This is a genomic window from Xanthomarina gelatinilytica (assembly GCF_000348685.1).
Classification (GTDB): domain Bacteria; phylum Bacteroidota; class Bacteroidia; order Flavobacteriales; family Flavobacteriaceae; genus Xanthomarina; species Xanthomarina gelatinilytica.
The window spans coordinates 37,829-50,827 of record NZ_ANLA01000018.1 but is presented as its reverse complement, the minus strand read 5'-3'; the positions used below and the strand labels follow the sequence as shown (position 1 = coordinate 50,827).

At 38.6% G+C, this 12,999-nt stretch carries 12 protein-coding genes and 1 pseudogene; 5 read left to right on the top strand and 8 right to left on the bottom strand.

All coding sequences use genetic code 11. The features are described 5' to 3' along the window. The first annotated feature begins 44 nt into the window (after positions 1-44). Complete coding sequence (locus D778_RS11440; RefSeq protein WP_007650812.1) at positions 45-728, top strand: toxin-antitoxin system YwqK family antitoxin; 684 nt, start codon at positions 45-47, stop codon at positions 726-728. Between the two features lie 103 nt (positions 729-831). Here D778_RS11440 and D778_RS14825 read toward each other — a convergent pair. The 5 genes and pseudogenes from D778_RS14825 to D778_RS11415 all read right to left on the bottom strand — a co-directional run. Continuing rightward, positions 832-1,113: pseudogene (locus D778_RS14825) on the bottom strand (transposase); the annotation flags it as partial. Between the two features lie 373 nt (positions 1,114-1,486). After that, positions 1,487-2,647: an ABC transporter permease gene (locus D778_RS11430; RefSeq protein WP_007650809.1), complete on the bottom strand. Its 1,161-nt coding sequence runs from the start codon at positions 2,645-2,647 to the stop codon at positions 1,487-1,489. A 7-nt stretch (positions 2,648-2,654) separates the two neighbouring features. Then, a complete protein-coding gene (locus tag D778_RS11425; protein ID WP_007650808.1) occupies positions 2,655-3,611 on the bottom strand; it encodes an HlyD family secretion protein in 957 nt (318 codons plus the stop codon). Positions 3,612-3,624: 13 nt separating this feature from the next. Continuing rightward, on the bottom strand, positions 3,625-5,007 hold the full coding sequence (locus tag D778_RS11420; RefSeq protein ID WP_007650807.1) for a TolC family protein: 1,383 nt from the start codon (positions 5,005-5,007) through the stop codon (positions 3,625-3,627). Then, on the bottom strand, positions 5,004-5,447 hold the full coding sequence (locus tag D778_RS11415) for a MarR family winged helix-turn-helix transcriptional regulator (protein ID WP_040492296.1): 444 nt from the start codon (positions 5,445-5,447) through the stop codon (positions 5,004-5,006). Before D778_RS11415 ends, D778_RS11420 begins: the two co-directional genes overlap by 4 nt. A 373-nt stretch (positions 5,448-5,820) precedes the next feature. Between D778_RS11415 and D778_RS11410 the strand changes: the two genes are divergently transcribed. The 3 genes from D778_RS11410 to D778_RS11395 all read left to right on the top strand — a co-directional run bounded on the left by D778_RS11410 (position 5,821) and on the right by D778_RS11395 (position 8,240). Beyond that, positions 5,821-6,615, top strand: a complete 795-nt coding sequence (locus D778_RS11410) for a cation efflux transmembrane domain-containing protein (RefSeq protein ID WP_007650804.1) — start codon at positions 5,821-5,823, stop codon at positions 6,613-6,615. 516 nt (positions 6,616-7,131) lie between these two features. Next, positions 7,132-7,599, top strand: coding sequence for a hypothetical protein (locus D778_RS11400; protein ID WP_155949949.1), 468 nt, complete (start codon positions 7,132-7,134; stop codon positions 7,597-7,599). 116 nt (positions 7,600-7,715) lie between these two features. Continuing rightward, positions 7,716-8,240: a hypothetical protein gene (locus D778_RS11395; protein ID WP_040492306.1), complete on the top strand. Its 525-nt coding sequence runs from the start codon at positions 7,716-7,718 to the stop codon at positions 8,238-8,240. An 89-nt stretch (positions 8,241-8,329) separates the two neighbouring features. On the opposite strand, the gene D778_RS11390 is transcribed toward D778_RS11395, so the two are convergent. From D778_RS11390 to D778_RS11380, 3 genes are all read right to left on the bottom strand, one after another. Next, positions 8,330-9,046 carry a hypothetical protein gene (locus D778_RS11390; RefSeq protein WP_007650798.1) on the bottom strand — a complete coding sequence of 239 codons (717 nt, stop codon included), beginning with the start codon at positions 9,044-9,046 and terminating at the stop codon, positions 8,330-8,332. Between the two features lie 144 nt (positions 9,047-9,190). After that, positions 9,191-10,918, bottom strand: a complete 1,728-nt coding sequence (gene ggt / locus D778_RS11385) for a gamma-glutamyltransferase (protein WP_007650797.1) — start codon at positions 10,916-10,918, stop codon at positions 9,191-9,193. Next, the gene (locus D778_RS11380) at positions 10,915-11,523 is read right to left on the bottom strand and encodes an acyl carrier protein phosphodiesterase (RefSeq protein ID WP_007650796.1); all 609 of its coding nucleotides are present in this window, start codon (positions 11,521-11,523) and stop codon (positions 10,915-10,917) included. Before D778_RS11380 ends, ggt begins: the two co-directional genes overlap by 4 nt. An 87-nt stretch (positions 11,524-11,610) precedes the next feature. On the opposite strand from D778_RS11380, the gene glmM reads away from it, so the two are divergent. Continuing rightward, positions 11,611-12,993 (top strand): phosphoglucosamine mutase, encoded by a 1,383-nt coding sequence (gene glmM / locus D778_RS11375; protein ID WP_007650795.1) that lies wholly within the window; start codon positions 11,611-11,613, stop codon positions 12,991-12,993. The last annotated feature ends 6 nt before the right edge of the window (positions 12,994-12,999 follow it).

Sequence of the window (12,999 nt, the reverse complement as noted above, 5' to 3'; positions counted from 1 at the left end):
ATTTATCGAACTTTGAGGTGTCCTAAAAAGGGGAAGCCTACAACATGTATCAAGGCAAATGGAAATTCTACTATAAAGATGGGAAAACAATTAAGCAGACTGTAGAATACGTTAACGACACCTTAAATGGCATGAGGGAAGATTTTTGGGAAAATGGAAATCTAAAAAGTACTGTAAACATTATTAATGGTAAACACAATGGAGAATCGTTACATTACTATGAAAACGGAAATCTGGAAGAAAAAAACAATCTTAAAGATGGCATATTTCACGGCTCAATGGTAAAATACTTTAAAAACAAAAATGTGGAATCTGAAAGAGAATATTGGAATGGCGAGCTAATTGACAGTTGTAAAAGTTATTATGAAAATGGTCAATTGAGACTACTACAATTTTTTGATTTAGATACTATATCCATGAAAAAAAATGGAACACAAATTAATTACTATCCAAATGGAAAAATAGAGGCTGAACTAACTTATAATGAAAACACGGCTAACATTAAACGATATTATGAAAGTGGAGAATTAGAAGAAATATCAACTAAAGTAAATGACCAACACAATGGTCAAGTAACTGTTTACTATAAAAACGGAAATAAAAAAATTGAAGGAATAGCAAAAAACGGTTACTATAATGGAACATTTAAGTACTTCAATAAATCAGGAAAATTGGAAAAAACTGTGAATTATAATTTAGGAAAACCATTAGATTCTATAATGTATTAAAAACTACACACAACACCGGTAACCGTTGCACAACCCCATGATTTTATAAAAACATGACACAAAAACGCCCATTTTAAGGGCGTTTGTTATTTTTTACTAGCTGTTACAATGTAAATTGAAGTTGATGATATGGGCTTAAAATGACGTTTATAACAGCCTTAAAACGGTAAAAAACGAAGCGTAGACTTGCCGCCCCACTTTTTGTGCGTTTTTGGATAAACTTGAGATACTTTTTAAGGTTGTAAGCCATTGCCGAGAGATGCATGCATTTATTGGCCTGCTTGATACCTATGGTATTCACTTTTCTTAATCCCATAAACTGGGTGAGGGTCCCAAATACAGGTTCTACCGTACTTTGTCGCCTGGCTTTCATAAAAGATCCCTGTGAAATTGTGTTCCGGTACCCGAACACTTAACTGAAAACTGTTGAATAATTTCTCTTGATACTCTTTTTTTCCTTGCATTCCTAAAAATAAGAACTTTCAGGCAATTCTTGAAATTTTAAACTATATTTGAATAGTTGTGCAACAGGCACAATGTATATAAGGCATTGCTTATGTGGTCTTTTTTAAGTTTATACTAATTTTAATTGTTCATTCATTATATTAAGGTTTGTGAGGGCAACGCCTCATATTCTCAACGTTAGTGGCAATGGCAGAACAACCGTACCCCTGAAATTAAACGGCTGAAAAATAACAACCTGACACAGAAAAAAATAATAAAAATCTACCACACAGGATTTTTTTACAGTACAAAATTCAACCTTGCTTCAACACCTTTTTCCTTTTAAAATACAAAGCTACATAAGACAAAACCGCACAAACAAGTCCAATCCAAATCATAGCCCAAATTGCACCCGAACATTGGGACAACGTTCCTTCTTCTATCAGCAAAATTCTGAATGCCTGTAAGAAATGTGTAAGCGGAATCACGTTTGCAACAGCCACAACCCAATCGGGCATTTGCGAAAGCGGCCACGTAAATCCACTCAAAATAAAGCTCGGAGTGGCGATAACCATAAGAATTTCGGTTGCTTTGAGCTGACTCGGAATCAATATGCTTACTAATATCCCGATAAAGCATACCGACAACACGAAAATTCCCGCTACAAAGGTCAAAGCACCTAGATTTTCATAAAACGGAATCCTGAACCAAAACGTAAACAGATAATACAAAATCCATATTCCAAAGCTCATTATCAGATACGGAATTATCTTAACTGCCATTATTTTAAGTAGTGATTTGTTTTCCGAAACCAATGTTCTGAACGTTCCGTTTTCATATTCCGAAGCAAAGGACAAAGCCAAGCCTAACAGCAAAACCTGTTGTAAAACCGTTGCCAAAATGCCAGGCCACAAAAAGTACATATAGTTCGTGCTTCGGTTGTATTTTTTAATAAATGTGGTTTTGAACGGCTCATATTGCGACATTGCCACACTTTCAGGCATTCCTTGTTTTTTAAGAGCTTCAATCTGAACTCCCGCTTTAAGTGTTCCTAAACAAATCTGAATGGCTGTCGAAGCATAATTGGCTGTTAAAACATTCGAAGTATTTACAATGGTAAGCACTTCGGGATATTTTTTGGTCATTACCTGTTTCTCAAAATCTTTCGGAATAATCACAACCGCAGGAATGTTATCGTTTTCAGCTACGATTTTGGCCAAATCGTTTTGGTCGTATCGGATAAAAGCCACATTCAGAACCTCGTTGTCATTCATCATTTCGATGGCTTTTCGGCTCATCTGACTTTGGTCTTCATCAACCACCACAACAGGCAAATCGGTAACTTTTCCTTTCTGATAAACAAAGCCTAAAAGTATTCCGTACATAATCGGAGCCCCGATAAAAAGCAACCGAAGCACACTGTTATCCCAAAACAACCGGAATTCCCTTTTTATAAGCAAAAAAAAGTTTTTCATTTGATTTTTATTTTAACAGTTCTAAAGTAACCGTAGTTTTCGTAAACAAATCTTTAGCTTGTTCTACATCAATCGGACTGATTTTTATCTCAAAAAGACTCTCCTGAATTTCGTAATCGGGATAAGCCGTTGCGATGTTTGCATAAGCTCCCAAAGCCTTAACCGAAGTTATTTTTCCCTTAACCTGACTTTTGTTATAGACTATATTGACGGTTACTTCCTGTCCTTTCTGAACCTTTGAAAGTCGGCTTTCGGGAATCGTAAAACGGAAATAAGTCGATTCCGAAATCGTTCCGCTAATCAAGGTATAACCGGGAAGTGCCAGCTCCCCTGCTTTAAGCGTAATGGACTCTACCGTCATATCCTGCGGAGCAATGATATACCGCTCGGAATCCGCAACCGAAACTTCCTGTAAAGCTCCCAAAGCCCTTTCCTGCTGTCCCAATGCCATTTTTTGCTGTTCGATTCTTGCTCCGTATTTCACGTCCGAAATTTCAGCCTGAACAGCCAGATACTGCGATTGAGCCCCCTGATATTTAGCGAAAGCCTCATCATACATCTGTTGGGAAACCAACGAATCTTTAAGCATATTTGACAATCGGTTAATGGATTTTTGAGCCAGTTCGTACTGTTCTTTGAGTGCTTTTTGTTTGGCTTCTAGCTGTTTGAGCTGATTGTCCGTAGCTCCTTTCAAAGTCATATCATATTGGGCTTTTGCCGACTGAACAGCACCCTCTGCCTGACTTTTTTTGGCATCGACTTCGGGAATGTCCAAAATAGCAAGCGTATCGCCTTTTCTCACAAAATCTCCTTCCTGAATACGGATTTCAATGATTTTTCCGGGAATTTTCGATACGATTCCGATTTGCTCTCGTTCGATTTTTCCCTGAATAACCTCGGTTTTCGGCTTACTGCAACCGATAACGGAAATCACTGTAACTAATAATAAATATATCTTTTTCATCGCTTTTAATAAGTTAGTTTAAAATGGTTTTGGTTAATTCTCCTGTTACGGAAAGTGTTTCTAAAGCGGACAGCCTTTGCTCCACTAAAATCTGAATTTTATTGGTTGATGCTTTAAACAAATCGTTTTCTGCTTCCAATCTTTCAGAAATGTTGATAAGCCCTTCCTGATATTGCCTTACAGCCATATTCAGATTGTTTGAAGCTACTTTTTCCTGTTCCAGACCAATTTGGTATTTCTTATTCTGAATCCTGTAATTCGCCAGGTTATTTTCCAAAAGCAAAGCAAATTTCTCCTTGGTATCGTCTAATTGATTTTGCACCTGTTCCGCATTTATCTTGGCTTCGTGGATTTTGTGCTTACGTTCAAATCCGCTGAAAATTTCCCATTTCATCGAAAGCCCTACCATCCAATTCGGACTCATCGTAAATTCGTTCATTCTTCCGTAAAGTCGGGAATTGACCATTGGAATTTCGGGAGTAATCATCGTAGCGTCAAAAAGGCTCGTATAAGTAACACCTCCGAATGCTCCAAAAACAGGAAGATAACTCCCTTTTTCTTTCTTAATCATATAATCCGATGCTTTTTTGAACGATTCCAAAGCCTTAAGCTCCTGTTTGTTCTCAACCGATAAATCTTCCGAAATCACATAAGGAACAAGTAAATATTCCACTTCATTGATTTGGTTTTCTGAATATCCCGTAAGGTAATTTATCTTTTGGTAAAGAACTTTTCGTTTTCCCTGAAGTTCTATTTTTTTTGATTGTAATTCGAGATTCGCCAATTTGATTTTGTCCCTGTCATACGGAATGGCAAGTCCTTCTTCGATAGCTCTTTCTACTCTTTTGGTTTCTGTAGCCAAGCGTTTTTCGCTGTCATTCAGTAATTTTTCGACTTCGTTCAGCAAATGGACCTGGTCAAACGAATAAATCACTTCTTTAATTAAATTTTCTTTTTCAGCCTCAGAAAGATAAGCCGTTCCGATTCGTTTTTGCTCCAAAGCCTTTGCTCCGTTTTCGATTTGAAAGCCACTGAACAAAACCGTTTTTGCCATCAGGCTTCCCATCAGTACGTTTCCGTAACTGTCAAACGATTGCTTTCCGTCAAAAACCGACTGATTGATAACCGGAATGTTCCCTGTTGGTAAATCGAGCGTTATTTTCGTATCGAAATACATATAATTTGCCGAACCCTCTACTTTCGGAATGTATTTGTTCCAAACGCTTTTCTTTTCCGTACTGATTTTTTCCACTTCCAAATCTTTGTTTCGGATAGATGCGTTTTTGTCGATTGCTTCCTGAATTGCTTCCTGCAAAGACGAACTCACATCAATTTGAGCCTTTCCTTCAAAAGCCAAAAAACAGACAAGTATAGGCAGTAATTTTTTAATTTTCATTTTACCTCTAAATTTTGATATATTTTATGGAACACTTCTTTTACTGTCAATATATTTTCCACACTGATACCTTTAATAGATTCTTCTACGGTAGCTTTGACAAGATTCATAACTTTTTCCTGTATTTGCTTCCCTTTTTTTGTCAGAAAAATCAAATTAGACCTTCTGTCGTTTACATCGGGTTTTCGCTTGACCAAACCGTCTTTTTCCATATTGTCAATCAAACGGGTTACGCTTGGTCTATCCCGAAAGCTCTTATCTGCCAAATGCTGTTGCGAACAACCGTCATTTTCCCACAAAACAGCCAAAATAGACCATTGTTCCTTGGTTAATTCTACTCCGTTCTGTCTGAAATTCTTATTCAAAACACGATTAAATGCCTGTGGTGTCCTGCCCGTAAGCAGACTGTAAAAATCCTGATATTCTAAAATTGATTGCATAAACAATTGTTGTTATAACAACAAAATTAAAAAATATTTTTATACTGAAAATATTTTTTGAAAAAATTAACATTTCGAGAAAATGCAAAAGTTTTTTAATCTTTTGATTTATAGATAAATATATCAAATAAAGAGTAAACAAAAAGCCACAGCCACTAACAAGGGTTTTGCAAGAGAGCGGGTTAAGTGCTAAATTCAACTTTTGTGCTTCTATTCCGCAAAAACCATTTTTTATTTGCTTGAAAAGTGTAAATTAGCAAATAAAAAAATGGTTTTGCTACGTTGGTGCTAAATTGAAAGTTTGTGCTTTCTAACCCTCTCCCTCGCAAAGCCCCGAACCGTTGTAAGTAATGCCGAAAAACCCAGAAACCAAGTGAATAAAACAATATTTGAAATTACCAAAATGGATTGTCCTTCAGAGGAAAATCTTATCCGAATGAAATTGGACGGAATTTCAAGCATTGCGAATTTGGACTTTGATATTCCGAATCGAAAATTGACCGTTTTTCACAGCGGAGAAATTGACCAAATCGAAAAGTCCGTTATCGAATTGAATTTAGGTGGAAAAAAAATCTCAACGGAACAAACCGACCAAACGGAATTTAAAGAAAACGAAAATCAGAAAAAACTACTTTGGTCTGTACTTGCCATAAATTTTGCTTTTTTCATTATTGAAATGACAACAGGAATTATCTCAAAATCTATAGGACTTGTTGCCGATAGTTTAGATATGCTTGCGGACAGTTTTGTGTACGGAATTAGTTTGTTTGCGGTTGGCGGAACAGTAATAAAGAAAAAACGGATTGCCAAACTTGCTGGATATTTTCAAATAATACTTGCGATTATTGGATTTGTAGAAGTCTTGAGAAGATTTTTCGGAAACGAGAAACTTCCCGATTTTTCAACAATGATTATAGTTTCGCTTTTTGCACTTATTGCAAACGGAATTTGTCTTTATATTTTGCAAAAGTCAAAGAGCAAAGAAGAAGCACATATGAAAGCGAGTATGATTTTCACTTCGAATGACGTGATTATCAATTTGGGAGTAATTATTGCAGGAATTTTAGTGCATTATTTGAGTTCTAATAAACCTGATTTGATTATCGGAACAATTGTTTTTGCATTGGTAATTCAAGGAGCATTTCGGATTTTGAAATTAAGTAAGTGAACTAAAAAAGCACTACTTACAACACCGGTAACCGTTGCACAAGCCTTTAATTTTGCATAAGTTGATTCCATATAAGCCGTTTTAAGTGGCTTCTTTGTTCCCTAGAGTTAGCAACTAAAGAGTAACTACCTCACTTCAGTGATTGCCTGTCGTAGCCCAGTGATTGCCTGTCGTAGCCCAGTGATTGCCTGTCGTAGCCCAGTGATTGCCTGTCGTAACCCAGTGATTGCCTGTCGTAGCCCAGTGATTGCCTGTCGTAGCTCAGTGATTGCCTGTCGTAGCCCAGTGATTGCCTGTCGTAGTTCAGTGATTGCCCGTTGGACTTCAGTGATGGAGCGTTGGACTTCAGTGATGGAGCGGTACACTTCAGTGATTAAATGGTACAGCTCAGTGATTGAGTGGTACAGCCCAGTGATTAAGTGGTACAGTCCAGTGATTGAGTGGTACAGTCCAGTGATTGAGTGGTACAGCCCAGTGATTGAGTGGTACAGCCCAGTGATTAAGCGGTACACTTCAGTGATTGAGCGGTACAGCAGAGTGATTGAGTGGTACAGCCCAGTGATCGACCATGTTCCTAGAGTTATTGACCATGTTCCTGGAGTTATTGACCATTTTCCTGGAGTTATTGACCATGTTCCTGGAGTTATTGACCATGTTCCTAGAGTTATCGACCATGTTCCTGGAGTTATCGACCATGTTCCTAGAGTTATTGACCATGTTCCTGGAGTTATTGACCATGTTCCTGGAGTTATTGACCATGTTCCTAGAGTTATCGACCATGTTCCTGGAGTTATTGACCATGTTCCTGGAGTTATTGACCATGTTCCTAGAGTTATCGACCATGTTCCTGGAGTTATTGATCATGTTCCTGGAGTTATTGACCATGTTCCTAAAGTTATGGGCCAAAACATTTCAGTCATCAAACATCACATAACCAGCCTCAGCTTTTGCCACAGACACTTTTTATACAATAAAAAAATTTAATATACTTGTGCAATCCTTTCAGGCAACCCAACCCAAAGCGCAGGCAGGGGTTTAACTAAAAGGTAAAATCAATAACAAACAGTTCCATGCACATGGAACCAAAAAAAAACAAAACCATGAAAATATTAGGAATAAGCTCCAGGATAAACCACCCTCAATATGGAAAAGGCGTGGTAACCAACGTCACCTCAAAGCACTATTGGGTCACATTTATCGAATCCGGTTTAGAAACCATAGACATCAATTCCCAATTTGAAATCATAGAAGCAGCCGAAGACGATGTAGATACCGTAAGTTTTGCCGAAGTGGAAAGCAGTTTGGTGCAAATCTTAAAAAGATGGAGCGATGTTACAGAAGTAGTACATATAGCAGACAAATGGAAAGGGGGCAAACTAATCTTGGAACCAGGCGATACCAATCTAAAAGCCAGCGAAGTGCCCATTGATACCTTCTTTCATAAAATAACCATGGTTAGGGACAGGCTACGTGTCATGGAACAGAAAATAAACTCCAGCAGCCTAAGCGAACAGGAAAAAATAGACTTACAGCAATACATCACCAGAAGCTACGGAAGCCTAACCACCTTTAATGTCTTGTTTAAGTTGAAAGAACAGCAGTTTGTTGGGCAAAGAAGTTCCTAACTCAGCAGTGGTTCAAAGGTCGGGTTGTAAAGTAAAAACACAAAGCACAAAACCCCAGCCTTACATTAACAAAACCACAGGAAGGGCCATTAGTTTCTACCAATAATGTTGTCTATTTCCATGCCAAAAAGCAACATTTTATGAAAAGTGGGGAGCTGCGCCCCACTTTCGGTCGTGGTCCAATTGGACCAAGAAGCCTCAAGTCCACCAATGGGCAAAATGTCAACCCACATCCTAAAACCCTTAGGTTTGCCGTTGGGCTTCAATTGCCACAAATACGAATCCCCTGGTGTAGAACCCCCAGAGGTATAAGTTACCAACAAAGCCTCTTCGCCCTGCTTGGTGGTCACCAAGCTTCTTATGGTGCCAGGGTCAAAAACCTTGTATGGCGCTACCAACCAAAAAGAATCGTTGTTAAAATAGTTCAGCGCAGTCTCTATCAATTCGGTTTCTTGGTCGTCCTGCACCCTAAAACCATGAACATAGGTTTTACTATTGGAAATAGTGTTTAAATCCAGTTCCACTTTATACTCTTTCCAATAAACCACACAGGTATTTTTGTCCTTCTGCCATTCAAAATGATGTCTCTTTTTAAAGGTCCATTCCAGGTAATTGGTGTTTTTGTAAGCTTCGTGGTTCAAGCTCTCCAACATTTTATAAGCCAAGGCATCGGCCTGCTCCCCTTGGATACCAACAGGAAGGTCTTCGTGGTATTTAAAATATACAAAACCAAAAAAAAGCAAGTTGGGTAAGGTTAAAAAGATAACTACGCCTAAAATTATCTTAATGAGTTTTTTTGTCTTCACATGAATGGGATTGTTTGTAGTTACTCTTTTTTCTAAAAAATTAAGAAGAACCAATTTACAAAATAAAACACAGATTCCTTAACAGTTTTCAATATTCCATAAAAGCCATGGCTTTAAACAAGGTTACAGCTGCCTAAAAACCCTTTAAAAACCTACGGCAGTATCATCGCCACGTTTATCAGCACCACCTTCCAGGGTGCCATCTTCAAGCATCAAAATCCCATCCACAATCCCAATAATGGGAGAATGGGTCTCGTTAATGCTATAACCCTTAGCCTCTAACTGCTCGATCAAACCATCCTCAAAGGAGTTTGGTTCCATCCTAATATAATCCGGCAACCATTGGTGGTGAAAACGCGGGGCATTTACAGCCTCCTGCATGCCCATATCAAACGTCACCACATTTAAAATGGTTTGCAACACCGAGGTAATAATGGTAGAGCCACCAGGAGTCCCAACGGTCATAAGCAGTTTTCCGTTTTTTTCAACAATGGTAGGTGTCATCGCGCTTAACATGCGTTTTTCCGGAGCAATGCTATTGGCTTCGGCCCCAATCAAACCATACACATTCGGGACACCCGGTTTACTGCTAAAGTCGTCCATTTCATTGTTTAAAAAGAAGCCCAAATCATCTACATATAATTTAGAACCATAACCACTGTTAAGCGTGGTTGTAACAGCAATGGCATTGCCATAGCTGTCAACAATGGAGTAGTGGGTGGTTTCTGTACTTTCCGTTGCTGTTAAACTTTGTTTAATGGCCATGTCAAAACCTTCAAAAACCCCATGAGAGATAGACCTTGAAGGAGTGGCTTTCTCAAATGAAAAATCGCTCATGCGCTTTTTAAGATAGTTATCGTTTAACAACGAATCTGTTGGGATGTTTACAAAATCTGGATCGCCTAAAAAGTAGCTTCTGTCTGCATAGGTTCTTCGTTCAGCTTCTGTAATCACCTGAATGGCTTTTAAGGAGTTGTGACCGTAGTCCTTTAAAGGAAAAGGTTCAATTTGCTTCATGATCTGCGCCAAACAAATACCACCACTGGATGGAGGCGACATGGAAATAATATGAAGGTCTTTATACCTAAACCGAATGGGTTCTCTCCATTTGGCTTGGTATTTGGAAAGATCTTCCATGGTAATGATGCTTCCCTTTTCAGCTAAATAAGCAACCAATTGCTTGGCTGTTTCCCCAGTGTAAAATTCATCCTTACCATGTAAAACCAATCGTTCCAATGTTTTGGCAAGAGGCATGTTCTTTAAGGTGTCGCCAGCTTTTAAATGTTTGGAAAACAATATTTCCTTACCATTTACGGCCCTAAAAATGCTATCGTAACGCTCAAACCTGGACTGCTGCTTTTCCGTGATTACAAACCCATTGTTGGCCAAATCAATTACAGGTTGCAAAACCTCCCTTACAGTTAGCAATCCAAACCTTTTATGCGCCTCAAAGATACCGGCAACCGTACCAGGCACACCCACAGATAATTCCCCAATTAGGCTTTTGTTCTCAATAAGGGTTCCATTGGCATCCAAATACATGTTTTTGGTAGCAGCCAAAGGGGCTTTCTCCCTAAAATCCAAGGCACCAGTTTCGCCAGTATGCAATCTGTAAACCATAAAACCACCACCACCTAAGTTTCCAGCGTAAGGGTAACAAACGGCCAATGCCATTTCTGTGGCCATCATGGCATCAAATACATTGCCGCCCTTTTTAAGGATGTCGCTACCAATTTTGGAAGCCTCCTCCCTGGCAGATACCACCATGGCATTTTTAGCTATAAGGCCTCGTGTTACCGGTTTTGTTTCAAGGGGCTTCTTGCATGAAATGAAACAGCTTAAAGCACAAAGTATAAGAAAATGCTTTTTCATGTGTGGCTATATATTTTATGTGTTATCTCTTCTCTTTTTAAATTGGCAAACGCTATCAGTTCAGTAAAGAACTGCGTGAATTCGTCTTCAAACTCATTGTAATATTTTTTTAGCTCCACAGTGGCATGGTTCATACCAGACACATATTTGGTACGTCTGTTCATACCATCCAACACACGTTGTATGCCTTCAATATGCGCATAATTGTACAACCAGTTATCGGCTATCATAAACGGTAACATTTTTTTAATCCTAGGAGGTAAAATGTCAAAATGGGCTTGTAACGTCTCATAAAAATGATTCACATACACATCCAAGGGAATGTTAGAATATACCATCCAGTTTTTTGCCAAAAAATGGTCGTAAAGAATATCCACTATCACACCACTAAAGTGGCCATAATTCTCATGAAGTCGTTTGGTGCTTTGTCTCACTATAGGATGTGCATCCGTAAACGTGTCTATTTCCCGATGCAAAAGAATCCCAATTTGGATGTCTTTGGGGTAAGTTTTATATTTTTTCCCTCTAATGCCATCTGCCATAAAATTGCCTATGGTAATTAGGTCGTTGGTTCCAGATAAATAAATGTGAGCTAAAAAATTCATTTTGTGAATTTACAAATTACTCGCGAGGTTTTACGATTTGATTTACAATTTGTAGTTGTATATTTGTTGAAAACAAACAAACTATTTATGACATTAATTAAATCTATATCAGGAATTCGAGGAACCATTGGAGGCGAAGTAGGAGATAATTTAACACCCATTGATGCTGTTATTTTTGCTTCGGCTTATGGTATGTGGATAAAACAACAACGTAACAAGGAACATTACAGGGTTGTGGTTGGACGCGATGCTAGGATTTCTGGCGAAATGATACAGAATTTGGTCATGAATACACTTGTGGGATTGGGCATCCATGTCATAGACTTAGGGTTGTCTACCACACCAACGGTTGAAATAGCCGTACCTATGGAACATGCCGATGGAGGCATCATTCTTACGGCAAGCCACAACCCCAAACAATGGAATGCATTAAAACTCTTAAATGCCAAAGGGGAATTTTTAAGTGGAGCTGAAGGTGCCAAAATTTTGGAGATTGCAGAAAGCAACAGCATGATCTTTTCTGATGTGGATAACTTAGGAAAAATAACAAAAAACCAAGCCTATATAGATTTGCATATAGACGCTGTTTTAAATCTGGAACTGGTTAACCAAAAAACCATAGAAGAAGCTGGTTTTAAAGTGGTTGTAGATGGTGTAAACTCAACAGGAGGTATAGCCATCCCGCTATTGTTGGAACGGTTGGGCGTACATGTGGTAAAACTCTATTGCGAACCCACGGGGCATTTTCCCCATAATCCAGAGCCTTTAAAAGAACATCTTACCGACTTGTCTCAGGCTGTGGTGAAAGAAAAAGCCGATTTAGGAATAGTGGTTGATCCAGATGTGGACCGATTGGCGTTTATAGACGAAAAAGGCGAGATGTTTGGCGAAGAATATACACTGGTGGCTTGTGCCGATTATGTATTGAGCAAAACCCCAGGAAATACAGTTAGCAACATGAGTTCCACCAGAGCCCTAAAAGACATCACCGAAAAGCATGGTGGTTCTTACCAAGCCAGTGCTGTTGGTGAAGTGAACGTGGTAGCCCTAATGAAAGAGACCCATGCCGTTATTGGTGGCGAAGGAAATGGTGGAATTATATATCCAGAATCACATTATGGAAGGGATGCGTTGGTTGGCGTGGCTTTGTTTTTAAGTTTGCTGGCTGAAAAGCGCATGAATGTAAGTGCGTTACGAGCCAGTTATCCAAGTTATTTTATGAGCAAAAAGAAAATAGAGCTGACCCCGGATTTGGATGTCGATGCCATTTTAAAACAAATGGAAACCAAATATGCCCACGAAACCTTAACAACCATTGATGGTGTTAAAATAGATTTTGCAAACAGTTGGGTACATTTAAGAAAAAGCAACACAGAACCTATTATTCGGGTTTATACTGAAGCACCAACACAACAAGAAGCAGATGCATTGGCCGATAGAATCATGGATGAGATTAGGAGTGTTTCTTAGGTTGTT

Coding starts and splice junctions, on each gene's coding strand:
- D778_RS11415 (WP_040492296.1), bottom strand. CDS start 5,447: ATGCAATCAATTTTAGAATATCAGGATTTTTACAGTCTGCTTACGGGC.
- ggt (WP_007650797.1), bottom strand. CDS start 10,918: ATGAAAAAGCATTTTCTTATACTTTGTGCTTTAAGCTGTTTCATTTCA.
- D778_RS11380 (WP_007650796.1), bottom strand. CDS start 11,523: ATGAATTTTTTAGCTCACATTTATTTATCTGGAACCAACGACCTAATT.
- D778_RS11395 (WP_040492306.1), top strand. CDS start 7,716: ATGAAAATATTAGGAATAAGCTCCAGGATAAACCACCCTCAATATGGA.
- D778_RS11420 (WP_007650807.1), bottom strand. CDS start 5,007: ATGAAAATTAAAAAATTACTGCCTATACTTGTCTGTTTTTTGGCTTTT.
- glmM (WP_007650795.1), top strand. CDS start 11,611: ATGACATTAATTAAATCTATATCAGGAATTCGAGGAACCATTGGAGGC.
- D778_RS11425 (WP_007650808.1), bottom strand. CDS start 3,611: ATGAAAAAGATATATTTATTATTAGTTACAGTGATTTCCGTTATCGGT.
- D778_RS11430 (WP_007650809.1), bottom strand. CDS start 2,647: ATGAAAAACTTTTTTTTGCTTATAAAAAGGGAATTCCGGTTGTTTTGG.
- D778_RS11440 (WP_007650812.1), top strand. CDS start 45: ATGTATCAAGGCAAATGGAAATTCTACTATAAAGATGGGAAAACAATT.